The organism is Nostoc sp. DedQUE12b, from assembly GCF_034530835.1.
Taxonomy (GTDB): domain Bacteria; phylum Cyanobacteriota; class Cyanobacteriia; order Cyanobacteriales; family Nostocaceae; genus Nostoc.
On sequence record NZ_JAVRCI010000035.1, the window covers coordinates 1 to 26,993 of the forward strand.

At 39.8% G+C, this 26,993-nt stretch carries 20 protein-coding genes; 8 read left to right on the top strand and 12 right to left on the bottom strand.

Annotation, left to right across the window (positions count from 1 at the left end):
- Positions 1–14 precede the first annotated feature (14 nt).
- Both RMY16_RS17865 and RMY16_RS17870 read left to right on the top strand, forming a co-directional pair.
- Positions 15–1,268, top strand: coding sequence for a DUF4912 domain-containing protein (locus RMY16_RS17865; protein ID WP_322737579.1), 1,254 nt, complete (start codon positions 15–17; stop codon positions 1,266–1,268).
- An 84-nt stretch (positions 1,269–1,352) separates the two neighbouring features.
- Complete coding sequence (locus RMY16_RS17870; protein WP_322737535.1) at positions 1,353–2,279, top strand: phosphodiester glycosidase family protein; 927 nt, start codon at positions 1,353–1,355, stop codon at positions 2,277–2,279.
- A 419-nt stretch (positions 2,280–2,698) separates the two neighbouring features.
- On the opposite strand, the gene crtR is transcribed toward RMY16_RS17870, so the two are convergent.
- Positions 2,699–3,760, bottom strand: a complete 1,062-nt coding sequence (gene crtR / locus RMY16_RS17875) for a beta-carotene hydroxylase (protein ID WP_322737536.1) — start codon at positions 3,758–3,760, stop codon at positions 2,699–2,701.
- A 758-nt stretch (positions 3,761–4,518) separates the two neighbouring features.
- On the opposite strand from crtR, the gene RMY16_RS17880 reads away from it, so the two are divergent.
- Positions 4,519–4,941 (top strand): lysozyme inhibitor LprI family protein, encoded by a 423-nt coding sequence (locus RMY16_RS17880; protein WP_322737537.1) that lies wholly within the window; start codon positions 4,519–4,521, stop codon positions 4,939–4,941.
- A 245-nt stretch (positions 4,942–5,186) separates the two neighbouring features.
- Here the strand turns inward: RMY16_RS17880 and RMY16_RS17885 are convergent, their stop codons facing one another.
- From RMY16_RS17885 to RMY16_RS17900, 4 genes are all read right to left on the bottom strand, one after another.
- Positions 5,187–5,894: an actin-binding WH2 domain-containing protein gene (locus RMY16_RS17885; RefSeq protein ID WP_322737538.1), complete on the bottom strand. Its 708-nt coding sequence runs from the start codon at positions 5,892–5,894 to the stop codon at positions 5,187–5,189.
- 42 nt (positions 5,895–5,936) lie between these two features.
- Positions 5,937–6,641 (bottom strand): actin-binding WH2 domain-containing protein, encoded by a 705-nt coding sequence (locus tag RMY16_RS17890; RefSeq protein WP_322663728.1) that lies wholly within the window; start codon positions 6,639–6,641, stop codon positions 5,937–5,939.
- 23 nt (positions 6,642–6,664) lie between these two features.
- The gene (locus RMY16_RS17895) at positions 6,665–8,212 is read right to left on the bottom strand and encodes an FAD-dependent oxidoreductase (protein ID WP_322737539.1); all 1,548 of its coding nucleotides are present in this window, start codon (positions 8,210–8,212) and stop codon (positions 6,665–6,667) included.
- A 325-nt stretch (positions 8,213–8,537) separates the two neighbouring features.
- Positions 8,538–10,439: a pentapeptide repeat-containing protein gene (locus RMY16_RS17900; RefSeq protein ID WP_322737540.1), complete on the bottom strand. Its 1,902-nt coding sequence runs from the start codon at positions 10,437–10,439 to the stop codon at positions 8,538–8,540.
- A 197-nt stretch (positions 10,440–10,636) separates the two neighbouring features.
- Between RMY16_RS17900 and RMY16_RS17905 the strand changes: the two genes are divergently transcribed.
- Positions 10,637–10,879 (top strand): hypothetical protein, encoded by a 243-nt coding sequence (locus RMY16_RS17905; protein ID WP_322663719.1) that lies wholly within the window; start codon positions 10,637–10,639, stop codon positions 10,877–10,879.
- Complete coding sequence (locus RMY16_RS17910) at positions 10,872–11,132, top strand: type II toxin-antitoxin system RelE/ParE family toxin (RefSeq protein WP_322663717.1); 261 nt, start codon at positions 10,872–10,874, stop codon at positions 11,130–11,132. The genes RMY16_RS17905 and RMY16_RS17910 overlap by 8 nt, the downstream gene beginning before the upstream one ends.
- Before the next feature lie 81 nt (positions 11,133–11,213).
- On the opposite strand, the gene RMY16_RS17915 is transcribed toward RMY16_RS17910, so the two are convergent.
- The 5 genes from RMY16_RS17915 to RMY16_RS17935 form a co-directional block, all read right to left on the bottom strand.
- Complete coding sequence (locus RMY16_RS17915; protein ID WP_322737541.1) at positions 11,214–11,801, bottom strand: Uma2 family endonuclease; 588 nt, start codon at positions 11,799–11,801, stop codon at positions 11,214–11,216.
- Positions 11,802–12,103: 302 nt separating this feature from the next.
- Complete coding sequence (locus tag RMY16_RS17920) at positions 12,104–12,442, bottom strand: hypothetical protein (RefSeq protein ID WP_322663712.1); 339 nt, start codon at positions 12,440–12,442, stop codon at positions 12,104–12,106.
- A 267-nt stretch (positions 12,443–12,709) separates the two neighbouring features.
- Positions 12,710–14,068, bottom strand: coding sequence for a Rieske 2Fe-2S domain-containing protein (locus RMY16_RS17925; RefSeq protein WP_322737542.1), 1,359 nt, complete (start codon positions 14,066–14,068; stop codon positions 12,710–12,712).
- A 585-nt stretch (positions 14,069–14,653) separates the two neighbouring features.
- Positions 14,654–15,019 (bottom strand): Lin0512 family protein, encoded by a 366-nt coding sequence (locus RMY16_RS17930; protein WP_322663708.1) that lies wholly within the window; start codon positions 15,017–15,019, stop codon positions 14,654–14,656.
- Between the two features lie 168 nt (positions 15,020–15,187).
- Positions 15,188–15,556 (bottom strand): Crp/Fnr family transcriptional regulator, encoded by a 369-nt coding sequence (locus tag RMY16_RS17935; RefSeq protein ID WP_322737543.1) that lies wholly within the window; start codon positions 15,554–15,556, stop codon positions 15,188–15,190.
- A gap of 436 nt (positions 15,557–15,992) precedes the next feature.
- On the opposite strand from RMY16_RS17935, the gene ileS reads away from it, so the two are divergent.
- A complete protein-coding gene (gene ileS / locus RMY16_RS17940) occupies positions 15,993–18,944 on the top strand; it encodes an isoleucine--tRNA ligase (RefSeq protein WP_322737544.1) in 2,952 nt (983 codons plus the stop codon).
- Between the two features lie 696 nt (positions 18,945–19,640).
- On the top strand, positions 19,641–20,792 hold the full coding sequence (locus tag RMY16_RS17945; RefSeq protein WP_322737545.1) for a histidine decarboxylase: 1,152 nt from the start codon (positions 19,641–19,643) through the stop codon (positions 20,790–20,792).
- 74 nt (positions 20,793–20,866) lie between these two features.
- Here RMY16_RS17945 and RMY16_RS17950 read toward each other — a convergent pair whose 3' ends face one another.
- Together RMY16_RS17950 and RMY16_RS17955 are read right to left on the bottom strand one after the other, a co-directional pair.
- Positions 20,867–24,250, bottom strand: a complete 3,384-nt coding sequence (locus RMY16_RS17950) for an EAL domain-containing protein (RefSeq protein WP_322737546.1) — start codon at positions 24,248–24,250, stop codon at positions 20,867–20,869.
- Positions 24,251–24,880: 630 nt separating this feature from the next.
- Positions 24,881–25,765 carry a ParA family protein gene (locus RMY16_RS17955; protein WP_322737548.1) on the bottom strand — a complete coding sequence of 295 codons (885 nt, stop codon included), beginning with the start codon at positions 25,763–25,765 and terminating at the stop codon, positions 24,881–24,883.
- Between the two features lie 520 nt (positions 25,766–26,285).
- Here RMY16_RS17955 and RMY16_RS17960 point away from each other — a divergent pair.
- On the top strand, positions 26,286–26,696 hold the full coding sequence (locus tag RMY16_RS17960) for a 2TM domain-containing protein (protein ID WP_322663692.1): 411 nt from the start codon (positions 26,286–26,288) through the stop codon (positions 26,694–26,696).
- Positions 26,697–26,993: the final 297 nt, after the last annotated feature.

Below are 26,993 nucleotides of genomic sequence, written 5' to 3' on the forward strand. Positions count from 1 at the left end.
TGGAGGCCAAATTAATGGCAAAAGAACGCCCGCCACTAGAGGAGATGACCTTACGCCAACTACGCAAAGTTGCTAGCGAATATAGCATCTCTCGCTATAGCCGAATGCGTAAATCACAACTACTGGCATCAATACAAGAAGTCCAACGTAGCAAAAACTTACTCAGTCCATCTCGTTCATTGGAGGCACAAGAAACCGTGGAAGCTGCAAAGTTTGAATTAGGTCAGGAAGATCGTACTGGTGGATCTTTAGCTGATGTTGATGAAGGACTGGCAGATTTGCCTTCTGGCTATGGTGAAAGCCGGATTGTACTGTTACCGCGCGATCCTCAATGGGCTTACACTTACTGGGATGTTCCCAATGAACACAAAGAGGAACTGCGTCGGCAAGGCGGACAACAGTTGGCACTACGGATTTATGATGTCACCGACATAGATATCGAATACCAAAGCCCACACAGCATTCAAGAATATCCTGCTGATGAACTAGCTAGAGAATGGTATCTACCAGTTCCAGTTAGCGATCGCGATTATACAATCGATATCGGCTATCGTGCTGCTGATGGTCGCTGGTTAGTACTAGCTCGTTCTAGTAGAGTACACATTCCTCCCGTCTATCCTTCTGACTGGATTGAGGATGTCTTCATCACTGTAAATTTTGAAGAAGATTTACGTGGCAAAACTCAGTACGAACTAGTTCCTCCTGCCAAGAAGGTTCCAGCTACTACCAATAGTAATGTTGGTAATGCTGTGAATGGCAACCCCATCTACGACGAAATATTTGGTTTAGCAGAATCTGCCGAAGCACTACGGGTTGCTGGTTCTATTTTCGGCTCCCAACAAGGTGCAGTACGTCCTGAACAAGCTATTAGCTCCTACATTTTCCCATCAGGTGTAGGTCTGTGGGCAACTCCTACCGTATCTGGCTTAACCGCTTCTGGTGCAGGCATGTCAGGTGTTGGCTTCTCGGCTTCCGCCGTACCAGTGCGTCCACGCAAGTTCTGGTTAATTGCCGATGCTGAGTTGATAGTCTACGGTGCAACCGAACCCGATGCTACTGTAACTATTGGTGGCCGTCCAATTCAGCTAAATCCAGATGGAACATTCCGCTTCCAGATGTCCTTCCAGGATGGTTTAATTGACTACCCAATTTTGGCTGTAGCTGCTGATGGTGAGCAAACCCGCTCAATTCAGATGAAATTTAATCGTGAGACACCATCTCGGAATACTAACACCAAAGAAGAAGCTGTCTTAGAATGGTTTTCTTAAGTTTTGGCTCTGAGATTGGCTCCAAACTGAAATTTTAAATTATTCCCCGCTATAGTAATTCTGTAGCGGTTTTTTTATATTATTATGTCTACAAAAAAATTATTTTTGTTATTTATCTTGAGCATTAGTGCAAGCTTATTATCAGGTTGTCAAAAGATTGAAGCAAATTTAGTCCCAAAAGCTTCTAAAAGTTGCCCTGGCAAAGATGCCAAGTTCAGCATTGATTTTTTTAAAACCAATAATCAAGGTAAAAAAAATCCTAAAGGTATTAACAATGTAATTATTTTTAATCCCAAATCAGCAGAATTAGATTTTAAAGTTAATGTTGGTCTATCTCATAAACTTTACGCCAAAGATAGTAGAGGTAAACTGCGTAAAGAATATGTAGCAAAACAGTTTCGTGAACTCATCGCTGATGAGAATGCCAAGTTAAACGGACAGCTACCCATTGCTGCAATTAATGCCGACTATATAGATACTGATGATAAACCCCAAGGCTTAAATATTTCGCGTGGTGTAGAGTATTCAGGAGCATTTAAAAATAAACGTTCTTCCTTTGGGATATCAGGAGGTACACCCCAGCAGCGACAGGCTACTATTCAAGCTGGCAGAAGAAAAAACGATATTCTCAATTACAATTTAGTGGGCGGTAATGGCAGATTCTATCGTCAGGGTAAGTTTAAAGATATTTGTCAAGATTTGGGAGAATTTGCTTGTAAAAATGCAACTAATCGCTCTCTGGCAGCTATCACCAACCAAGGCTATGTAATCTTATTAGTTAATGACTTGAAAGCTAATTCCGAGATTGAATTATCTCAACTTAGTCAAGAGTTACTGCCAGATATGTTTGATAATGTCTTGGAAGGTATTGCTAGTAATAACTGTTTAGGTAAAATTAAAGAAGGAATTTTATTTGATGGAGGTATGTCTCCAGGATTGTATTACAATCAAAAAACTTATGTAGAAAACCTTGGGCCGATTGGTTCAGTTTTTTTGATTTACAAAAAATAAAATAGTTATAATTACCGCAGTTATTGCACCCCTCCCCGATGCTTTAGCGGCGTGGGTGATTCGGGTTTAATTAAGTCATTAAGCGGACATGATATAATTACCCGGAGTTGATATAGCAATCACAATTGAAAGGTGAGAAAATACTGAGATAAAAACTACCTATTTACAAGCTTTTCAGCCATTTTCTTTCTCACAATTGATTTAGGATTGCTACAGCAGATTGCAAGTTAATGAAATACAAAAATACCCCACCCTAACCCTCCCCTTGTCAAAGTGAGGGAACAAGATTTCTTATTTCCCCCCTTTATAAGGGGGGATTAAGGGGGGTAAGGATGTACTTCATTTTAAAGGCAAAATGCTGTATATCATTGGTTATTTACAAATGACCAATAACTAATGACTAATTCACAAGTCAATGCTTATTTAGGACTTTGTGATTCATCTTGATTTTTAGTTTTTTGATGAGAAAAGCGAATTCCTACAAAGATATCGTAAATAAACTCCAAAAAGTCTTTCTTTTGTCGTAACCCTGAAGTTTGATAACAGCCTTTTTCATCTAATAAAGGCTTCATTAGATAGTATGTGGACTGATATTTGTACCAGGGAATACAAGTCCATAAATGATGAATTAAATGGTAGTTCTGGCCTAAAATCAGGATGTTAAGAATTGGGCTAGGGTATACACGAGCATTTTTCCAGCGATCGCGTTCAACAAAGGGACGATGGGGCAAATAATCAAAAAACAAGCCCAGTACTAATCCCACGATTCCAGAAGGTACAACCCAAAAATTGAGAACGTACATTAAAAAATGATATTGAACTGAGATATAAACAATTGCAACAACAATTAAGCGGCTAATTAACCATTCCCATAGCTCATATTTGCGCCACAGTCGCCGTCGAAAGAAAAACACCTCATGGGACAAGAATCGAAATGCAATCATCCACAGCGGGCCACCTGTAGAAACAAAATGATCTGGGTCATCTTTGGGATGGTTGACATGAGCATGATGCTGCAAATGTACTCGTGTAAACACTGGGAAAACAAACCCTAGCATCAGGGCGCTACCATGCCCTAATATGGCATTAATAACTCGATTGCGGTGAGCAGATTGGTGACAAGCATCATGAATTACTGTTCCAGCACAATGCAAAGCAATAGTGTTAGAAACAAAACACAGCCAGTCTGGCCATTGCCAAAGCCAGTAACCGCAATGAGATAACACCAGTACTGTTACAGATGCTAAAAACAGTAGTAGTGTAGGATTGAAATCACCAGGAGGCGCTAATAATTCCTTTGGTGGAGCTTTCAGGAGTTTTTCTGGTTTTGAAGTTACTGTTCTTACTTCTGTATCTACTACGTCTTTTAAGATGACTTCCAAGTTATTGCCATTTAGCTTTTTATAGTCATCAACGGCTGGGTCGATGATGATTAGGCTTTTGTCCGGGATGTCAAAAAAATTAGGATCTAAAGAGGTCATAATTTTCCTGGTCTTGATTCGTTGATAAAATGGGTTTTAAATCCCAAACTCAGCCAGCACAGAATAGATTTCTTGCCCCGATTAAAGAGATGAAAAGATTGAAAATTTAGCCAATACTCTTCTCTATTCAAATTAGGTATGGACTGTAAGAGATAGGGAATAGAAAAATTTTTGAATTACTTGCTACGCTACACACATAAACAAAATATTTTATTTTTCATTTCGGGAGTTGCTCCTGTTACTCATAATGCCAGCAACAACGGCATACATAGATTTTGGTTTAATGTCGACATTTATCGATTTGCCCAGTCAATGTTTTTTGCGATGTGCTGAAATTGTGCTTTGTTATTGCTTTTGTGAAAAGCAATTTTAAACAATATAAAGAATACAGTTATTTTAATGATAAATGCAAGAGTTATATCGGGATTTGACGTATAATAAAAATATTTTAGACACAGATATCATACTTCTAACAAAATGCTTATTTTATTTTATGAAAAAATAATTATCTCTTTTCCTGGCTGATGCAATAAGTATATATACTAGCGATCGCTTATCCTCTTTCGATTCTATGCAGTTGCTGTCTTCTTCTTTTAACCAAAACTCCATCGCTGGAGTTTACTGGTAGGCAAAATAGGGAAAGCTTCATGCAAACCATGACACTTCTTTGTGGAGCATACCACTTTCTACTCTGATTCTGAGTTCGAGACGACCAAAAAGATCAAATTTCTATATTATTTAAGAACAAAGATTTTGCTATGCGTCAATTATTACTAGTTTTGTCCAGTATACTAACTTTCAGCAGTTTAAATCCCCTCGCCATGACAATAGCAGGCACAACGCCTGATTTATCTGAGATCCGCTTAGTTCAAAAGCTCAACTGCAATAATCCTCAAACTCAAGCAGCAATTAATGAATGTACGAAGTTGTCTTATCAGAATGCAGATAAAAAACTGAATCAGGTTTATCAACAAGTAATATCTTCATTAGAAAGGCCTAGAAAACAAAAATTGATTGCTGCACAGCTAGCATGGATCAAGTTTCGAGATACCAATTGTGAGTTTGAAAGAAGCAGATATGAGGCCGGAAGTATTGCCTCTACCATTTATTCTGGTTGTTTGGAAGATACTACAAAACTGCGTACCCAACAATTACAAGAATATCTGAAAACTGACCCTTGATCTGAAAGCAGGCTAGAAGAAGCTTTTAGAGATTCGACTTGTTGCATGAATTTAAAGCCCTCACCCTAAATCCCTCTCCCACGCTTGGGAGAGGGACTTTTAAATTTGCATTTTTGCAAGAGGTTTATTGAGTCAGAGACTCAATGAATGCATTCCCAGGCAGCAGCCTGGGAACGAGGAAGGACGAGGAAAGTTTTTAACTACTAGTTGTCACTGGGAACTAGAGTAATTATCTTTTTCTGAGATTAACGCAAACCTAAAATTTCGGAAATCGCCGCTACAATATCCAAATAAAAGTTGCCTTTCACCGCCCGAAACAACTCAAATTTAGAATCAGGGGCACCAAAAAACGGTCTGAGAAACCATCCTAACTGCATACCAACAAAGGCATAAAGCAATAACCAGGATCTTAAAATAGTGGTGCGGGTTTTTTTACCAACTTCATCTTGTTGAGAAAGTAATTGCATTCCTTCATACAGGAATTTAACGCCAAATACGCCTGTAATGCCAAAAATAAATACATTCAGTAATTTAAAAAATTGATAAGAATCGGGTGTAGTTATTAGAAAAAATAGCGTAACTGGTGCCAAGCTAAATAAAAGTACGCTGATCACTGATACAGATGTGAGTAATACAACGAAATGCTGTAGAATACTGCTGCGAGAACCAAACAAAACATTAAAAAAGAATAATGTCGGGAAACAAATAATCAGTGTGATTAAATAGAATACCGGAAGCTTAATAGCACCAGATAATGCCTGTCCCCAACTGTGGGATGCACCGATAATTGCTCCATAAAGGGCAAAGAAAATAGAACTAGTTACGAACAGAGAACTAATTTTATTTTGTAATCTGATTCCCAGACGAATTTCTTCTAAGAATGATTGGCGATCGCGCAGCAAATTAACCAAAACACCAAATTGTTCAATCCCGCGAGTTTGCTTCTTCAGCATAATTTTATAAGTTGTATATTTTGTGAAATTACTAATGACTAATTAACGGAATCCAAAGAGATAGCTAAGAGATTTAATGACGCTTAAATAGAAATTCCCTTCTCTTTCGCGGAATAGTTCAAAGACAGAACCAGGTGTGCCGAAAAACGGTCTGAGAGTCCATCCTAACTGACTGCCTACGAAAGCGTAAAGAAATAGCCAAAATTGTAAAATTTTCTGGCGGGTTTTACTACCTTCATCATCTTGTTCTAAAACTAAACTCGTGGCTTGATATAAAGACGAAACACCAATAAATCCAGTTATGGCAAAGATAAAGACATTTAACAGAATTAAAAACTGATAATTATTGGTGGTAATTAAGAAAAACAACGTGATAGGAGCAAAGCTAAATAAAAGTACGCTCGTGACTGAAACCGCAGTTAAAACTAATGCTAAATGCTGTGCAAAACTCCGCTTGGAACCAAAAATGATGTTTGCAAAGAACAACGTCGGGATACAAATCAAAAGTGTGATTAAATAAAGCGCTGGGAGTTTAATGGCGGAAGATAAAGCTTGCATCCAGCTATGATATGCACCAATGATTCCGCCATAAGCGGCGATAAATAAGGAACTGCAAACCAGTAGCGAAATGATTTTATTTGGTAATCTCGTACCTTGGCGAATTTCCTCTAGAAATCCTTGGCGATCGCGCAGGAATCCAATTAGCACTGCAAAGTATTTGATTCCTGATGATTTCCGTTCCATCATGTTATCCTCACACAGGTAAAATTCTAAGTTTCATCTGAGTAATCACCGCCAGAACCATACTTCCAAGCATCAATCAAACGATGCCAATAATATTGTTGCTCTTTTGGTTGATTCTTAATCCATGTTTCTAGCATTGGACTTAGCGAAAACAAGGCAGTGTATACACCTAAATTACTGTAATGTAACATCCAATCTAACAAACTTGCCAAACCTACTTGCGGAATTATCTTGGCAACTATTCCCGGATGATATAAACCAGTTTTTAACAGTGTTTGCGTTAGTGCCGAAAATTGCACTATATCTTGTAAAAATGGTTTTAACACTGGCGTACCCAACTGTTGCATTTCTTGAAATACCGCTGAGAGTAATTGGTTAATTTGATCTGGAGCAATTTTTTGATTTACACCCACACTCATCGCCCTTTGAAACAACCAGGTAACAGTCAAACTTGGCTGATAGGGTTGCAGCGGTGTTAACGCTTTTGCAGATAGTTGTTCTGTTTCTAGCGCTTCGGAAATGCCATAAGTTAAACGCTTCAGGTGACGCACCATTGCCCCAAAACCACCAAAACTCAAGGGAGATTGACTACCACTGCTATCTCCTACTGGTAGAATGTGATTCCAAGGGGTTTTTAGCGGACTTTGGCGATAGGTGGGAAAGAAACCAAATAGTGCCCGTTGAAATTTCAGGTTGCTTAATTCCACTCCCTGATATTCTGGAAGAAGACGCAGATATTCCTCAAACATAGCTTCTAAACTCAAACGTTGAGGTTCTGCATCCATGTAGGTAAACAAATAAGTGGTTCTGCCATCTCTAGCTGGGAAGGCTTCCCAGAAGTATTGGCATTGATTCTGCAAAGATGTGAATGATAATAATAAATCGCCTGAGTTATTTTCTGGAAAACCTTGAGCGCAACTTCCTACAACTAAGCACAGCGCATCTGGTTTTTTGCCTTGGCGTGCTTGTTGGGTGATGGGTGAAAAATGTCCCATCGCGTCGATTAATAAGCGAGTTTTGAATTGGTTATTTACCATCACACCATCGGGATAAACCACTGCTTCGGTAAAGGGTGTGTTTTCTAATAACTTTCCTCCAGCGGCGAGAAATCGAGTTTTCAAGGTAGCGAGTAGATAAACTGGATCTACGCCGATATTCAAGACATCCTCTACCCAAACTTCTGTACCGCCAGCAAAACTAACTCGCGCTGGGTTATATTGAGTGGCGATCGCACTTGCTAATTCTTCCTCAGTCAGCAAGTTTAATTCCACAAATACATCTAATTCTTTGCGAGAAATATTCCACTCTTGTTCCCTCCCCCGCAAAATTCCCCGTTCCAACAACGCCACCCGCAATCCCTTCACCGCCAAGGCGCAACCAATTAAAATGCCCAAAGTGCCACCGCAGATTAGCACATCGAAATCTACAACGTCTAAAGGCTGTTGACTTTCTTTAACTAAGGTTGGTACTGGTGCGGTGTTTTCGCGCATAGATGTTAAGATGCGATCGCCTTGGCGCAATCCTCCTAAAACATCGCCTGGTAATTGGGAAAGAATTTCTTCAGTTAAAGACATTTTGGAAAAATTCAACTCTACATTCCAAAACTACCTGAGAATGAAGAAAGTAGCTGAATAAAAAGACCTCTCCCTGGTTTTACTACGTAAAAACGTCCCTCTGCGAGTCAGCTACGGTGTATAGATAAGTCTGAAGTATTTTACGAATCTGGTTGTTACCCCACCCTAACCCTCCCCGTATGTATTGGGGAGGGAACTAGATTTCTTTTTTCCCCCCAATGCATCGGGGGGATTAAGGGGGGTAATTCGACTTTTGTATAGTCGGCAAGGGAGAGAATTGAGCTTTAATTTAAAGCTAGGAGAGGTTTGTCTAACTTACGTTAAATTATCCCAAACCGAATAGTTTTGCGATCGCAGGCAATAATTTATTACCCGCTTCAACTAGGGAAGCAACAGCAGGTAAGCCTGTAAATATTCCTTTCAACATAGTGATTGCTGTTTTTGCCGTCTTCTGCTTGGTGGATTCTTGAGGATTTTTACCCGCTTCTGCCAAAGTGTTCACCTGTTCTAGCGCTTCGGCTTTCTCTTCTTCTGGTAAATATGTGGATTGGATGATTGCATCTTGCAACTGCGACAATAATTCTTTGATTCCTGGTTTCTCGGCATCGGTTGCATCAGGTAACTGATTGAGGGCAATACTCACGTTACCGCTAATGGTTCCTAGATTAGCAATAGAATTATTGCCAGCGATACCGCTAACATTACTGCTGCCTTCAATATTGATGCCACTGATATCTGACATGATGGTATTTCCTTGAGTATAAAATTTCGGCTGCTTGAGAGCAGTATCTACCATATTTTCTAAACTAATAATGCGCTTATCTTTTTCTACCAGCAATAATTGCTGACTCTGCGATAAAACTTTGAGTTGATTATAGTCATCAAAATATTCTGCACTCAGTTGAGATTTATCACTACCTGCTGCGGTTTTGGCTCTGAGCAAGATTTTATCATCGCCGCGTTTCTCCATTGCCACGATTTCTAACTCAGCTTCGGGATGGTTTTCGGCAAGGTTTTTGAAAGCAATGGCAACAGCACGGGGGTCAACGCCTTGATTATGATAAAGGTCGAGGGTGTCAAAAATTGGCTTGATAAAGTCGGCAAAATCCCCGTCTGCAAATATCTCTTGTTTATTATCAGGTTTGCGGAGGGGGTCAGGATCTTCTTTGGTGGGTAAGCGCATGAAGACATATTCACACCTCACCCCATGCAATTTAGTTGTATTTGTAATGCCCCAATCTTCGATGTACGCGCCTGTGAGAGTTGCACCTGTTAAATCTGTGCCGTCTAGTTGTGTTTGCTTCAGCCTTGCTCTTGACAAATCGGCATCTTGCAAATTAGCTTCACTGAGATCAGTACTGATAAAACTGGCATCTACTAGGTTTGCTTTTTGTAAGTTGACACCTCGCAGTGATAGACCATTAAAATTTTTGTCTTGTCCTTGTCCTGTAATTACTAGTTTGCGTACTTGTGGTTTTTCAAGATAAGTTGCACCAACACGAGCGCGATCAAGCTTTTTAGCTTGGAATAAACAAGTATTAGTTAGATTAGCAGCTTCAAAATTAGTGTTTTTCAACGTCGCCGCAGTAAAATTAGCATCTGTTAAATCAGCTTTGCAAAAAGTTGTACCACCCGTGTTAGTGACAGCAGTCTTTAAACACTCGTCAGCTATTGCTATAGAAAAAGGCACAATACCAGCTTCAACCTTAGCTCTAGCTGTAGATATAATTGCGCCTCTAGAGCCAATTACAGCTAAGTATATAAACCCCAAAAATGCTAAAACAACTGGCACACCACCAGCTAAAACAAGATCAAATATAGATAAAGAGCCAATCACAACTACTGAGATAATCAAAGCTAAAAACAAAGCTATAGTCCCAGCTAGAGCTAAAACCAGATTTGCAGTCAGAGCAACAACCAAGTTTTTATAGTTATACCTAGAAGCAACTATAGCTACGCTGATAACTACCAGTACAGCTATTAGTAAAGCCACAATTACAGATTTTGATAGGGCGGATAAAACCAATAAGGCTGTTACTGACGCTACACCAATTGTCCAACGGCGTTGTAGTCCGGCTTTGGCATGGCTGAAGTTTGCACCTGTTAAATTAGCATTGGTGAAGTTTGCCCCTCGGATGTCGGCATAGCTAAAGTTTGCACCCACAAGGTCTTGTCTACCTTTGAAGTTGCGTCCTCGGAGATTTTGACCGGAGAAGTCTAAAGCCATGTTCCACTTTACGGAGGTGAGCGAATTTTACTATACGCTCACCCCTGTAAATTCAGGAATGGTTAAATATATTTGTTAGTTGAGGATAAAAGGTGCAACTTCTAGGCTCAGAAGGTCATCATTGAGCCTCAGAAGTCAATAATATAATAAAGAAGGAAACAAATCGATCATAAATAGTGTTAAGTGTAGAAATAACTATGGAATCAAAGCAAGATGACGTTACTATTCTTCAGGAAGCTGAGAAGCGTTTACGGCGACTCTCTCCAGAAAGGCTGCGGATAGTGAGTGATTTTCTAGCTGATCTAGAAGAAAAAGAAGAAAATGAGGCGACAACGGAACTTTTGAATGTCCCTGGTTTTGAGCAAGCTTTGCATGAAGCTATGCAGGAAGCTGAGGCTGGGGAAGTGGTGTCATTTGACAGTATTCGTCGTCATGTATGAACTGGTACTGACTCGCAAAGCACAGAAGTTTTATCAAGAAGTAGATGCATCACTAGCGGAACGACTAAACCGTTGCTTTGACCAACTGCGGCAGAATGCTTACGAACATCCAAACATCAAGCGGCTGAAAGGTGATTTCGCAGGTCTTTTTCGCTATCGAGTTGGTGTCTGGCGAGTTGTTTATAAAGTGGATGAAGAACAGCAACTAATTACTATTTTACTGATAGCCCATCGGAGCGATGTATATCGGTAAGTGTTTAGTGTATCTCAAGTATTAATGTAGATATAGGCACAGATGTCTTTTACCGATAGCACATCGGTAGTAATTAAGAGTTCACTTCCGTCCTGCCAAGACTTGTTCGGCACTCAAATCCAACTGTGGAAAAGTAAAAGAGATAATGCGTTCTTGTCCTCGGAATGCAACAGCATCATAGAACCCTTCTACTAGGGTGCATATTGTTACTATCTCTTGAATCGGGTCAACAATCCAATATTCGGGAATTTCCAGAACAGCATACTCAGAACGTTTGCTGCGATAGTCTGTAGTTTGTGTAGATTCGCTGACGACTTCTACCACTAATATGGGAGGAGTTTCATTGAGTTCGATAACAGCTTCTCGATTAGAAAGTGCTTCCCACTGCTGTGTTGGTAATACTACTACATCTGGAATTCGTGAGGTGTCCCAGCGTCCCCCTCGTGGCGAACGCACTCCGACAGAAAACTTTTGTGCTGTCCAATTCTGACTCATTTTGGCACTTTCATCATCAAAGCTTCGTTCTAAAAACTTGGAGATGCCACCGTGCTTGCCAGTGCCAAGACTCATGGGAATTAATTCTCCATCTACCAATTCATATTGGGTATCCGTGCCATCGTTATACTTAAGATACTCTGCAAAAGTAAATTTTTTTGTGGTTGCAGTCATAGCGATACCTACGGCGGTCACTGAGCTTGTCGAAGTGCGGGCTGCGCCTATGCAATTCTCATCGATGACTCAATACAGTTATTCTACTTGCATTACAGGAAATCTTGGTGTATGAAACCACCCTGCTTCCGCCTTGCGGTACTAGGTGGTCGTTGACCAATAGAGTCGAGGACTTTGCAACTAAATAATATCAATATTCGTTATTTGCTTGCGATCGCTTCCAGCGGGCGGTTACGCCATCGCAGTTTTTGCTTATCCTTCTAGAGAGGCAGAAGGTGACAACCTACTACCTCATGCCCTCTTCAATCTTCGTCAAGGGCTGGGAAAGCTTCTTCAAGCTGCCACAACCGATCTTTATTTTCAACAAACCAAATACGAGTTTCTGGAGTTAATTTACTCCAAATGTCTTCAACAGGGATGTGAGGAGATGCATACTGGTACTGCTGACCAAGTGATTTGAGATTATCTGCAACATCACCGGGAATTCCGAATTGTTCCCAGTCAACTGTTATATGTCTTCCCGAAACTCCGGCTGTGGGGTCGAAAACCAGTTGTGCCGATCTGACTAAATCAGCAAAGTGTTTCGGTTTAAGTTTGGTAATTTCCTGAATTTGGAGTAATTCGTTATGTTCTTGAGACATGATCGCCGCAGTGGTAAAGATTAGTGGTGTATTGAACTTACTGCCAGAGATTTCTATCCCAATATTTCTTAGTTTAGCGCAGAGCCACTAACTCGATCGTGACTTAACCACACAAGGGGTTTGAGCAAATCTTTTGAGGTGAGCAAATTTACCACACATCTACCAGTACAATATCTAAGCTAGTAATGAAAAGTTTGTAGTAAGCACTTTAGTGCTTAGAAAAATAATGACTAAAGTCCTTACTACGAACTGTTTTCAGTACTTATTTTAGTGACGAGTGTAGGAACGCTCAAAGCGAGTTTTGAGTGTATGAGCCATAACAGAGATGACAATTGCTGCTATGGAAACTGATATTGCTGCTATTTTGATTCTATAATCATCTGCAAGTATCGCTACAGCAGCTAGAGCGATCGCTACTCCTATACAACCTTGTTTGACCCTATTTGTCACTTGATAAGCTCGATTGCAAGAACTACAAATAAGTGTATGTCGCGAAAATCTGTCTGGCAAAATCAGCTTTGAATTCAACTCGCTATTCTCAACATTTTTCCATGTGGAATAGCCTTGATAAAAAGGCAAAGATGACCCAAATTTATCTAGCCACTTACGGAACTCAATCACTAATGTGTCAGATGTTTTTAAAGGCAAGTATAATTCTTTGAGACTTCTTCCTAATCGCTCAATTTCTGCCTGTTGTCCCGCAATCAAAGGCAAATCCTGCTCCAATATTTTGTTCGTATTCAAGTGATCGAGCCAGCGCGGCCTCAGCTTGACTCCCCAAGTCATGAAATTACGATAACCTCTAGCTAAAAGACGGCATCGCCCTTTACCTAAAGGAATTGAATACAAAGCTAGTCCAAATGTCCAATCTTTTTTTTCAATATAAGCAGTGTTCAGCACAAGACTTGGAGCAACAAAATCAATATATTTCCAGGGTTCATTTGATTTGTTAGCTCCCCGCCACCTGCCTTTAACCCCCTGAACCGAATTCTCTAGCACTTCCATTTCTAGCGGTTGGGCATTTTTCCGATTACCACCCCCTCTAGTGCCATTATGGCTAATAGCAACATGAGCAGGATCGATGACATTTTCTACTAAATATGTTTGGTCGTAAGGCAGATCCAATGTAAAGTCTGCACACACAAATCCTGACTTATCTAAATCTGGCAAAATTGGAATAATTTCATCAACAGCAGTTTCTTTTTCGCCAGCCCACACCCAAATCATGCCTTGGCGTTCCACAACTTTAAAGGATGGCACGCAAGCATTGACTGGAATTTTTGCATCTGTTGCTAATTGAGGAATGTGCAGACATTGGCCATCACTGCCAAACTGCCAGCCGTGATATAAGCATTCAATTTTGCCGTCAATAATTTGTCCTTCAGAAAGTTTCGCTGTACGGTGAGGACAACGATCTGCTAAACAGATAAATTGTCCATCTTTGTTTTTGAACAAAACCAAAGGTTCATCGTACAACGAAAAGCTATGAGGGCGGTTAGCAGGTAAGTCTTTGACGAAAGTGACGGGATACCAGCATTGCCTCCAGTTAAATTCTTGCTTTTCCTCAAGTTTCTCAAAGGTAGAAGTTGGTGGTGTCGCCTGTAGTGTTTCTGTTTCTAATGACATATTTTTCTCCAGGTTTCTATTATTTTATACTTTGGGATTAGTAAATCTTTAGTCCCAGAGATAGAAAATTTCTAGGGTAAAACTTCAAAAGTTAACAATGAGAAAGCATTCAGGCATTTTGAGTAAGTCAAAAGTAATTTTGCTTGCGGAAAATACTGAAATTAGTAAGCAAACTGGGGTTTGAATAAGTCAAAGTTCATTTTGCTTACGGAAAACACCAAAATGAGTAAGCATTCAGGCATTTTGAGTAAGTCAAAGGTCATTTTGCTTGCGGAAAACACCAAAATGAGTAAGCAAACTGGGGTTTGAGTAAGTCAAAGGTCATTTTGCTTACGGAAAACACCAAAATGAGTAAGCAAACTGGGGTTTGAATAAGTCAAAGGTGATTTTGAGAAAGCATTTAAGTATTTTGAGAAAGTAAACTAGGTATTTTTATAAAGCAATGATAATTTTTGCTCAAGTAATCAGCGAATATACTTGACAATTAAAAATTGTGTCTGCACAAATCTAAGTCGGCAATCAAATAACTTTATAACTTTTCTATAACTTGTAATTATTGATTTGTTTATAGAAGAATTACCTTAGCTACTCACTTTCGATCAGAACTGTAACAGCTGCGATCGCAATCAACATTTCGTCATTTTTATCGTTGAGTTCGGGAATCGCCCGCCCTTGAACGATCATCCCTCCAGATTCTACGGTGAGGGTTTTTCGACCAAATGGTAATACAGCAAGTACTTCTTCTTCCCTAACTTGTTCTGGGTATGGCACTGCTACCTGAACTTCTATAATCATTTCATTGGGGTGACTTAAACCTGCAACTTCCCAAACACCTGGTAAGGCATTGTGAGCGATCGCATTTCGTACTGCCCTAGATGCTGCTACTGTTGGTTCTTGTCCATGCTGATCTATTCCCATCCCCATCTCAATAATCAACCGTTTACGTACCATTGCTACCTCCAGTAAATTCTGCACCTTTCACTACCAAAGGCAGCTATTCTAAGGGCAAGAGGCAAAATAAATACTGCATCTCTTCTCTACAAGACCCTTCACGCAGAGTCCTGCAATGAAACCCAGACATGCTAATTGCACCCTCCTGCCTCCTATTTGCTGCCTACTTTACAACAGACGTTGCAAGCGACTCAAACGCTCTGAGTAACTTCTCATCACCTCTATAGCAAACATGGGTGTTTCCTGAACGGCAAACAGAAACTCTTTCTCATCAAGGAAAACCAGTTTGCTATCCACCTTGGAAATAGCTGTGTAAGTTCTATTTTTGACTCCTACAAGTACCCCAACACCAAAAACTTCGCCTGTTTGAATGGTTTCTACAACCTTGCCATTGACTAATATATCTATCTGTCCTTCCAAAATGCCGTACATATTATCACCAGGCTGTCCTTCTTCAAAGATGACTTGGCCTGCTGAAAATGCTTGAGGGTCGGGTTGTTTTTGAAAGATACCGACTGTTACAACAGGACTTAACATTAGAGCAACCCCGAAATTCTTTGTTTTTCAACGAAATCTTTTGATAGCTTTAGGCGAACCCAAAAAAGTATACTACTTTCTGCTGATAAACTCTCAATCTCCGCAAAATTCCTGATTAGTCTCCTAATCGCCTAGATACCTCTCCCTAGTTTCTACGCAAAACCGTGCCTCTCGCCCATCCGAGAGAGACAGTTTTACCCCACCCTAACCCTCCCCGATGGATTGGGGAGGGAACTAGATTTTCTTGTTTCCCCCCTTTATAAGGGGGGATTAAGGGGGGTAATTTGACTTGTGTAGACCGTAGCAAAGTTGAGAGAAGGGCTGGGGGGAAGGTCAAATAATACTTATCAAACTCACGTTCAAATAGTGAATTTTGGATTTCAGGCTATCTTCTATAATTAGTAAAACCTGCACACCTAATTCTAGGCATGAGACTGTGACCGAATCAGGAAGTTACAAAGATACTGTCAACCTACCCAAGACTAACTTTGATATGCGGGCAAACGCCATCAAGCGTGAGCCAGAAATCCAAAAATTTTGGGAAGAAAATAAAATTTACGATCGCCTCTTTGAAAATAACCCCGGCGAATTATTTATACTGCACGATGGGCCTCCCTACGCTAATGGCTCACTCCATATTGGTCATGCCTTAAATAAAATTCTCAAAGATATTATTAACCGCTACCAAATATTACAAGGGCGTAAAGTTCGCTACGTCCCTGGTTGGGATTGTCACGGATTGCCAATTGAGTTAAAAGTTTTGCAGAACATGAAGTCAGCAGAACGGCAAAATTTAACATCTTTACAACTGCGGCAAAAGGCGAAAGAATTTGGACTAACGACGGTAAACGATCAGCGCCAAAATTTTAAACGCTACGGTATTTGGGGTGATTGGGAAAACCCTTATCTAACTCTGAAGCCGGAATATGAAGCGGCTCAAATTGGCGTGTTTGGTCAGATGTTCTTAAAAGGTTACATCTATCGCGGTTTAAAGCCCGTTCACTGGAGTCCTAGTTCTCATACCGCTTTGGCTGAAGCTGAGTTGGAATATCCTGAAGGTCACGTTTCCCGCAGTATCTATGCAGCTTTTGCAATCACAAGTTTGGCGTCAGCTGTAAAACCAGTGTTGGCGGAATATCAGTCAGATTTGGGTGTGGCTATCTGGACAACTACACCTTGGACAATTCCGGGGAATTTGGCTGTGGCAGTGAATGCAGATTTGAATTATGCAGTGGTGGAAGTGGAACCCCCCCCCCCCACCCCCACCCCGCAAGCAGGGAGGGAGAGTGAGGAAGTTTCTTCCCCCTCTCCGTTAACGGAGAGGGGGACTGAGGGGGTGAGGTTCCGCTATCTCATCGTTGCTGCTGATTTAGTCGAACGTTTATCTTCAACTTTGGGAGTTGAGTTAACTGTAAAAGCCACGTTCAAGGGGAATGATTTAGAACATACTACTTACCGTCATCCCCTATTTGACCGTGAAAGTCCGATTGTTGTCGGTGGTGATTACATTACTACTGAATCGGGTACGGGGTTGGTACATACTGCCCCCGGTCATGGTCAAGAAGACTACATTGTTGGTCAGCGTTATGGTTTGCCCATCCTTGCACCAGTGGATGACAATGGCAATTTTACCGAAGAAGCGGGACAATTTGCGGGGTTAAATGTGCTGGGTGATGGGAATCAGGCGGTGATTGATGCATTAAATGCGGCTGGTTCTTTGTTGAAAGAAGAACCATATCCCCACAAATATCCTTATGATTGGCGGACGAAAAAGCCGACAATTTTCCGCGCCACTGAACAATGGTTTGCTTCGGTGGAAGGATTTAGAGAAGAAGCATTAAAGGCGATCGCCACGGTAAAATGGATTCCAGCCCAAGGTGAAAATCGGATCACGCCAATGGTGGCGGAACGTTCCGATTGGTGTATCTCTCGTCAACGCGCTTGGGGTGTACCCATTCCCGTTTTCTACGATGAAGCCACGGGAGAACCACTGCTGAATGAGGAAACTATCAACCACGTCCAAGGAATCATCGCCGAAAAGGGTTCCGATGCTTGGTGGGAATTATCAGTTGAGGAATTATTACCCGAATCTTATCGTAATAATGGTAAGTCGTACCGCCGGGGTACAGACACAATGGATGTATGGTTTGATTCTGGCTCATCTTGGGCAGCTGTTGTCCAACAGCGTCCAGAGTTACGCTACCCTGCTGATATATATTTGGAAGGTTCCGACCAACATCGCGGTTGGTTTCAATCCAGTTTGCTCACCAGTGTAGCGGTAAATGACATTGCGCCTTACAAAACTGTACTAACTCACGGCTTCGCTTTAGACGAACAAGGGCGAAAGATGAGTAAGTCAGAAGGAAATGTTGTTGACCCAAATACAATCATTGAAGGCGGGAAAAATCAAAAAGTAGAACCGCCCTACGGTGCAGATGTATTGCGATTGTGGGTATCATCGGTTGACTACTCCGGCGATGTTCGCATTGGCAAAAACATCATTAAGCAAATGAATGATGTTAGAGGTAAGATTCGCAATACGGCGCGGTTTTTGTTGGGTAGCTTGGATGATTTTGACCCAGAAAAAGATGCAGTTCCGTTCGAGGAATTACCAGAACTTGACCGTTATATGCTGCACCGCATCACCGAAGTGTTTGAAGAAGTAACCGAAGCCTTTGAGAGTTTCCAATTCTTCCGCTTTTTCCAAACAGTGCAGAATTTCTGCGTGGTGGATTTATCCAATTTTTATTTAGATGTTGCCAAAGACAGGCTGTACATCAGTGCAAAAGATGCTTTCCGCCGTCGCAGTTGTCAAACGGTGCTGAAGATAGCAATAGATAATTTAGCACGAGCGATCGCACCAGTACTATCCCACACCGCCGAAGATATCTGGCAATATCTCCCTTACAAAACACCTTACAAATCAGTGTTTGAAGCTGGTTGGGTGCAGATTGAAGAAAAATGGCGTAATCCAAAGTTAGCGGAATTTTGGTCAGTGCTGCGACAACTCCGCACCGATGTGAATAAAGTGTTGGAACAAGCCAGGATAGAAAAACTCATTGGTTCTTCTCTGGAAGCGAAAGCTTTGATTCACATACCTGACAAACAATTAAGTGATGCTATCAAAGCCTTTAACCCTGTGAAGGGTAACGGGATTGACGAACTGCGGTATTTATTGCTGACTTCCCAAGTGGAATTATTAGACTCTGCTGAAGGATTGCAAGAATTAGAATATACAGCGCAGACAGAAGACTGGGGAATTGGTGTAGTAAAAGCAGATGGGCAAAAGTGCGATCGCTGTTGGAACTACTCTACTCATGTGGGAGAATCAGCAGAACATCCCCTAATTTGCGAACGATGCGTTGCAGCTTTAGCTGGAGAGTTCTAAAAGCAAAAATTCCACGGTAGGAGTGAAAAAGAATATAGAGACGAGCAGTGCTAAGTCTCTATTAGAGTTCTGTATAATATGTCCGGTTAGATTACTTGTTAAACCCGAATCACCCTATCCCAAACCCTTCCCCGCCTGCGGGGAGGGAGACAAAGCACAGCTTTGGCGGGGTGGGGTTCTTTTATTATCGCTAATTTGGCGGACATGATATAACGCCTATTTAATTTCTAGGAATGTCTTTTTAACTGGATGAAGTCCGCATAAGCGTAGTTCGCTTGTATAGCCTAGTACAGAATGGCGTAAATAAACATACCATTTCAAATGGCGCAAGAGCTTGGAATATAATTCTTTTGACTTTTGACTTCCGCCTTGCAGGACTAGTCATTCCCAGAAATTACGCAATGGGCACAAAGTTAAATATTTGATTAAATTAGGTTGCATTCAGCGACTAAAAAAATATTTTACGTAATACACATTCTGGTTATTTCGTATTATGCAGAAGTTCTAAGTGTAATATACTTTGTCAAAAAAAAATTGGGTATTATTACTGAATCTTTGTCAGTATTTTCACTGTATTATCTTCAGTTAAAGAGCAAAACCAATAGATTATTAAGAAAATCTAAAGGTATGGATTAATACGTAGAATTTAGTTTAAAACATCCATTAACTCAATCAAAATTTAAGAGAAACAGAGATATGTCAAATAAAGTTGCTAAGGAATTGGCTGATTTTCTACTGCAAATAGAACAGCGATCGCAGCTTCATGCAGGCTATCCATATAATTTAAGTTGTGATTACAGTGCGATCGGCAAATTTTTCAATTTTCTGTTAAATAATGCTGGAGATCCATATATTGAACCAGATTTTGGTCTCCATTCTCGTAAGTTTGAGCAAGAAGTATTATCTTTTTTTGCCCAACTCTATAAAATTCCAGAAAATCAGTTCTGGGGTTATGTTACTGCTGGCGGAACTGAAGGTAATTTATATGGAATGTTCTTAGCAAGAGAAATCTACCCTAATGGCATTCTTTACTCATCACAAGACTCTCATTACTCCATACCAAAAGCAGCAAAATTATTCCGCATCCAACACAATGTTGTTAACTCACAAATTAATGGAGAGATGAATTATGAGCATTTTGAAAAACTCATTATTGAAAATCGCAATTATCCTGCGATCGTCAATTTAAATATTGGGACTACTGTCAAAGGCGCAATTGATAACTTAGATAAAGTTCTCGGAATTTTAGAGCGCAATCAAATTAAAGATTATTACATTCATTGTGATGCCGCTCTTTCAGGATTAATATTACCCTTTCTAGATGGCGCTCCACAAGTTAACTTTCAAAAACCCATAGATAGTATAGCTATTTCTGCTAAATTCATTGGTTCACCCTTGCCTTGTGGTGTAGTTTTAACCAAGAAAAAATGGGTAGAAAAAGTTGAAACAGAAATTGAATATATTGGTTCATCAGATACAACCATTCTGGGCTCTAGGAACGGTCATACCCCTCTGATTCTTTGGTATGCAATAAAAACCAGAGGTTATGATGGATTAGCCAAAGAAGCAAAAACCTGTATAGATAATGCTCAATATCTTTTCCAACAACTTAAAATCAGAGAATATCCATGTATGCTCAATAAATTTTCCAATACCGTAGTGTTCCAAAAACCTTCTCAAAAGTTAATTAAAAAGTGGCAGTTAGCAATTTATGAAAATTGGGTACACATTGTAGTCATGCAAAATATCGATCGTCACAAAATTGATACTTTTGTTAACGAGCTTTTGTTAGAAGAAGGATTGCTTGATAACGTAGATAATTTTCAGCTACAGTCAGCACTACACTAAGAATAGATTGTCAAGTGAAATTAATCACCCAGTTTAACAAAGTGTTTCTTTAAACAGAATTTGCTCCCAAAATTTTATCTTTTTAAAAAGTTTTTTCCGCACAAGTTAGCAGCAAGGAGTATTTCTACTTCTGACCGTTCCATAGGTGGTAAGAAGAAATACCCTTGCCCATAATCACATTGTAAAGCCTTCAATTGTGCTAATTGGTCTACAGTTTCTATGCCTTCTGCTGTTACAGACATATTTAAATTATGGGCTAATGTCACAATCGCTCGAATAATTTCTAAATTTTCTCCTCGACTACCTATACTGGTGACAAAAGAGCGGTCAATTTTAATGGTTTTAATTGGTAGGCGATGTAAATAACTTAAAGATGAATAGCCAGTCCCAAAATCATCCATGTGCATCTCGACATTCAGCGCTGTTAATTGGGAAAGCACATTAGTAGCTAATTCAAAATTATCCATCAACAAGCTTTCAGTAATCTCCAATTTCAAAAAGCATGGCTCCAGTCCAGTTTGCTGCAAAATATGTTTAACCTGTTTAAACACATCAGGTTGCGTAATTTGTTTACCAGAAAAATTTACGCTAATCGTTAGAGGTTGTGAGGTAGGAAATTGTTTATGCCATTTGTGCATTTGGTAACAGGCTTCATAAAGCACCCATTGCCCGATACTCACAATCATTCCAGTTTCCTCAGCCAAAGGAATAAAATCTTGAGGGGAAATAAGTCCTCGTTCTGGATGATACCAACGTATCAGTGCCTCAAATCCAATAATTTTGCCAGTTGTGAGTGAAACAATTGGCTGGTAATTAAGGCGAAATTCTTCTTGCTTTAACAGCGCATTTCGCAGAGCAGTTTCTAACTCTAAAAGCAAAGCTGCACCCTCGTGCATCTTTGGATCAAAAACCTCATAACGTGCCTTACCAAGTGATTTGGCACAATACATTGCCACATCGGCATCGCGTAAAATCTGCGCTGCTTGCTCATAATCTGCTCTACTCAAAGCGATGCCAATACTAACATTAGTAAACACCCGATGCTCATTTAATTGAAATGGCAAAGCTAGCACCTTTTTAATTCGCTCGGCCACCTGTATTGCGGTGTTGATATCCTCAATTTCCTCAATTAAGATTGTGAACTCATCTCCACCAAAACGAGCTACTATGTCTTCCTCTCGCAGAACTGACTTTAGCCGATGAGAAATTGCAATCAAAAGTTGATTTCCTAGTAGATGTCCAAGGCTGTCATTAACAACTTTAAAGCGATCTAGGTCTAAGAATAAGACGGCAAATAAATAATTATTTTGCTGTTTAGACTGTTCTATCGCCTGCTGTACCCGCTCCAGAAATAATCGTTGATTAGGTAATCCAGTTAGCCCATCATGAAGACTATTGTGCAGTAATTGTTCTTGTGCTTCTTGACGTTTAATAATGTCTTGTTGAAGTTGTTGATTAACTCTAATAAGTTCAATAGTGCGCTCTAGCACCAACTGCTCAAGTTGATAACGATACTGGACTAACTCCTCCTCTGCTAGCTTCCGCTTAGTGATGTCACGAACAATAACAATATACTCCCGTAGCAGAGAATTAAATGGCTGAGAAATCGTTGATTCAACAATTCGCAAACCTTGGTTAATTTTCAAGCTTTGCTCGCTTCTAGTAGACCATTGCTCCGGTTTGCCGCGATAGCATATTAGAAGTTGATTCAATTTTTGCCCAAGCAACTGCTGAATACTTGTTTGAAATAATTCTTCAGCAGCAGCATTTGTCTGAGAAATTGTCCCGTCTTCATCTAATACTAAAACAGTATCTGGAACGGTATCGAGAGTAGTGATAAATAGGTTTCTTGCTTGTTTGCGTGCTTCATCAATAGCAATAATTTGTGGTAAAGTTGTCCAACAAGCGATCGCAACCCCTGTAAAAGAAAGCGTCACTAATAAAATCGCCAAAAAAGAATTTTGAGGATGGTTAGAAAGTCTATCTAAAAAATCGCGAATAACCCAACTGATTGTGGCAGTAATACAAATCAATGATACTAAAACAATCACTTGTAATACTACAAAATCTGGATTATTTCTACTAGAGTTAGTATCGTAATGCTGTGTCCACCAATTTGGCTGTAATGGTGCAAATCTTAAGCGACGTAGCACTAAATCTCCGATCAGTAAAATAATAGGTAATAATAATCCCGTTAAGAAATCTCTCCAGTTCCAAGCTAAACCTCCCACTATTAGAACTACCGCTTCTACCAAGAAAAAACCGAGTGACCACCAAGGCCATAATACGTATGGTTTACCACGACACATCCATAATCCCAGATGTAGACCCATAATAGACATGAGATAACAGGTACCTGCTACTGTGACAAGTTGAGATATATTTCCCAAATTTAGACAAAGCAAACTGAGTAGAAAGGTAACTAAAATAGCAGGAACAAGGACACCTTGACGGGAAACTAATGCAAATATAGGAGAAAGCTGTCTGTCTAAGGCAAGCTGGTATAATATCCGAGGAGAGTTGGAAACTGCTGTAGCAGAACTTAGAAGGCAAGATATAGTAATTAGAAGTGTTACTAGAAAAGGGGCAGATTCACCCCAAAAAGGTTTAGAAGCTTCTACTAGATTTAAAAACGCATCCTCACCTATTGTTGAATTTGGAGTAGAACACATTAATACCCAAGAACCACCTAGAAATACCGGAGGAATTAACCAAGCAGCTAGGGTTAAAAACTTTAAAGTTTTATATGGGTGCCGACTATCAGCAACAAAAGAAGAAGTGGTTTCACAAGCATAAATTGAATAGCTAGCTAGAAAAAACCATTTTGTCCATTCTTGAAAGCTCAGGCTATGTGTGCTAGTTGGGATAAAATTAAAATTAGCAGATGAGAAGACTAACCATAATACGCCTTCAACACAAAATAATAACAGTAATAAAATTGCTGGTAATACAAAAAATAAATGTAGAAGCGCCAAAGCACGGGTGCCACTGAACGCTAAAATAAAAGGAATCGCTGTAAATAAAATTTTTAATAAAGTTTCTGGACAAGAAATACCTAATGGTTCAAAATTGACTTTAATTAGGTTGGTGAGAATAATCGCATACAGTGCAGGTGCTGCTGCCCAGCTAAAAAAGTATCCTAATGCTACGTAACGTCCTAAGCCAGGAAAGTTCTTTAATAGCCTTGTCGTATAGTTTGGCGTTCCTCCAGCAACATCTGACCAATGCCTACCTAGACTTTGTACCTGTAAGTTAAGCAAAAAGGAAATAATCGTGCCAAAAAACCAAACTAAGATAGCTTTCGGCCCTAACGCTGCATGAATGATAGGGGCAGTACCAATCCATCCAACATGACCAGTTAACCCGAAGCCCCAGGTTTCGAGATAACTCAGAGTCCGTGGTAGGCGCATTAGCAAGTGCTGATTGTTCTCCGCCCGTGCAGAATCGTTAATAACCATTGTTTCTTAGTGAAATTTACTGACCTTTTCACTCAATAGCTGAATCTCACCAATTATAGCTTCCGTATAACTGCTGAACTTAAAAAAAGGATAACTTATTTGTTACTGAATTGGGGATTTGAGATTTTAGATTGACCTTATGCCTAAAGAGTTTTCTTGAATAGAGAATTTTAAATTGGGGATTTGAGATTTATTTCATATAGCTTGTTTCTCACCGAGTAAGTATAAATTCTCTTTATTCAGGCCTTAGAAAAATTGAAAGGTTCAGATTTGTGACCTACTTAATAGACATAAATATCTCCAAAAATAAATTATTCATTACCTGAAACCCTTGTAAAGACGTAGCATCCCTACGTCTTTACATTTATATCTCTAATTTAATAAATCGGAAATCATGTTGTTCATCAATAGACCTGCCTTGAAAATAGAGGCTGAAACAACGCAAAATCGTTCCAAGATCATTTTCATTGTTCCTTGTGAGCGCAGCTCATGGAGTCTCTTGCAAAAATATATTTTTGCACTCTTAGGGAAAAGGAAAAAGGTTAAAGGGAAAGGATTTTGAGTTTCTTTACCCTTTTCCTCTTCCCCTTTACCCCGACAAATGCCAAGAAGTCTAATGATTAACTAGAGCTATAGCTTTTGCAACAATTCTTGAGTTAACTGAAAGAAAGCTTTTGAACCTGCTGATTGGGGAGCATTTAAAACAGCAGGTATAAAACTATCAACAGCCTTAGCAACGTTGACATCAACTGGTATTTGTACCTTACAAATTTTTTCGACACCGAAATCTTCTACAACGCGGTGCATAACTTGTTTATAGTATCTGCCAGTGAGCAGGTTAGCGCTGGACATGCTAAATACAATTCCCAACATTTTTATATCTATCTTAGTTTCATGTCCGTGACTATCTTTTAATTGGGCAATCCGTCTTTCTAGCAGTTGAATACCTACTACAGATAATGGTTCTGGTTTCGCAGGAAGTATGTAGAAATCGCTGGCAGCTAAAGCGCTACGAGTAAGTAAATTATAGCCAGGGGCGCAATCGAGAAGGATAAAATCATATTCTTGACTTACTGGTTTTAAGATGTTATTAATTAAAACTCTTTCAAAGCGATTCCAAATCGTTTCAAAGTCATGTTCACCCAAAGCAGTAGCTTGTTGATGCAGCATTTCTGAAACAACAAATTCATCATATAAATCGATGTCTCCTGGTAATAAATCTAGTCCGGGAAGATTACAAACCTGGGATTGAATAATATCCTGAATTGTAAGTTTTGCTTGGGGGTTTGGATTGATAACTTCGTCTATCAGATACCTAAATGTCTTACTTTGTTTACGAAGCTTGGCAAAATCTAAAGGCGACATCAGACTGAGTGTGGCACTAATTTGGCTGTCTAAATCAAGTACAAGCACCCGCTTGCCATGATTTTTAGCTAAACAGGTAGCTAAGTTGACGGTGAGGGTGGTTTTACCAACACCACCTTTCATATTGGCAGTAGCGATTACATATCCCATTGATTGAGTCCTCTATTGACGCATTCCCACTTGTAGTCTGTCAAGAAATAATTAAGGGGTGCGGATTGTTTTCTAGTTAACGCTAAAGCACAAACTACGAACCGATCAAATCAAACTTGACAGACTACTAGGTAGCGTACACCTCTGCTGATATCTTAAATCTTCCATTAAATTTAATATTTTCGGAAATTCAAAAGAGTGATTTTAGCGATGTCTACTCGATAGAGGGAGCAATATGTAGTTGGATGTTTACCTGGAATCGAGCTACTAGCCTTCTTTACTCCATAATGAAAATCTTGGGCTGAATGCCGTAATAGCGATCGCTCTCATCAAAGCAATTATAGAGGTATTGACAAATACAGTAGCCTTAAATCAATTGTGAGAAAATAGTAGTGTTGTGAATATAACTAAGTATTGGGTGCAAAATGTGGATGCATTTGCTAATTGAATTGAACGAAGCCGATCGATAATTTCGTGAAATCAAAGGCGCATTTACACACAAACTTATAAGGTAATTAAAATGACTTACGATTCAGAAGATGTAGAACAAATCCTGCAAAAAGCACTCACTCGTAAAGACAAAGGTGAATTTTCACGAGAACAGCTTTTAGAAATGGCATCTGAGTTAAATATTTCTTCTAATATTTTGGAAACAACAGAACAAAAGTGGTTAGCTCAACAAGAAGAAGAACGTTCACGACACACATTTAATGCTTTCCGACGCAGAGCCTTTTGGTCAAACTTTGTTTCTTTTCTGGCGGTGAATTTATTCCTCATTATTTTAAATTTAATCACTAGTCCTAGTTATTTTTGGGCTATTTTTCCAGTATTAGGATGGGGGTTAGGACTCTTTTTTCATTGGTGGAGTGTTTATCAGAGTAAATCAGAGGATTACGAGATCGCTTTTCAGAAATGGCGTACACAAATTTAACTTCTCCTTTAACGATCAATCTTAGATATTCAGCGATCGCTGTTGTCTAAATTTGTACCTCCTTCTAGATAAAATCTTCCCATGAACTACTCACATTCACCGCCAGGGGTGAGTGTGAGCTTTGTAATTTATAGGGAATTACCTCTGACTTCGCAAAATAGGTAAATTTGGGCAAGCTTAAACTTAAGGAGTTGTGTAATCACGCCCTTTGATCCTTATCCTTGTGCTTGCCAATTTGCCAAAATAGAGCTGTAGGCTAGAATAACTACGCTTTAAGAAGCTTGATTGCCTAAACTC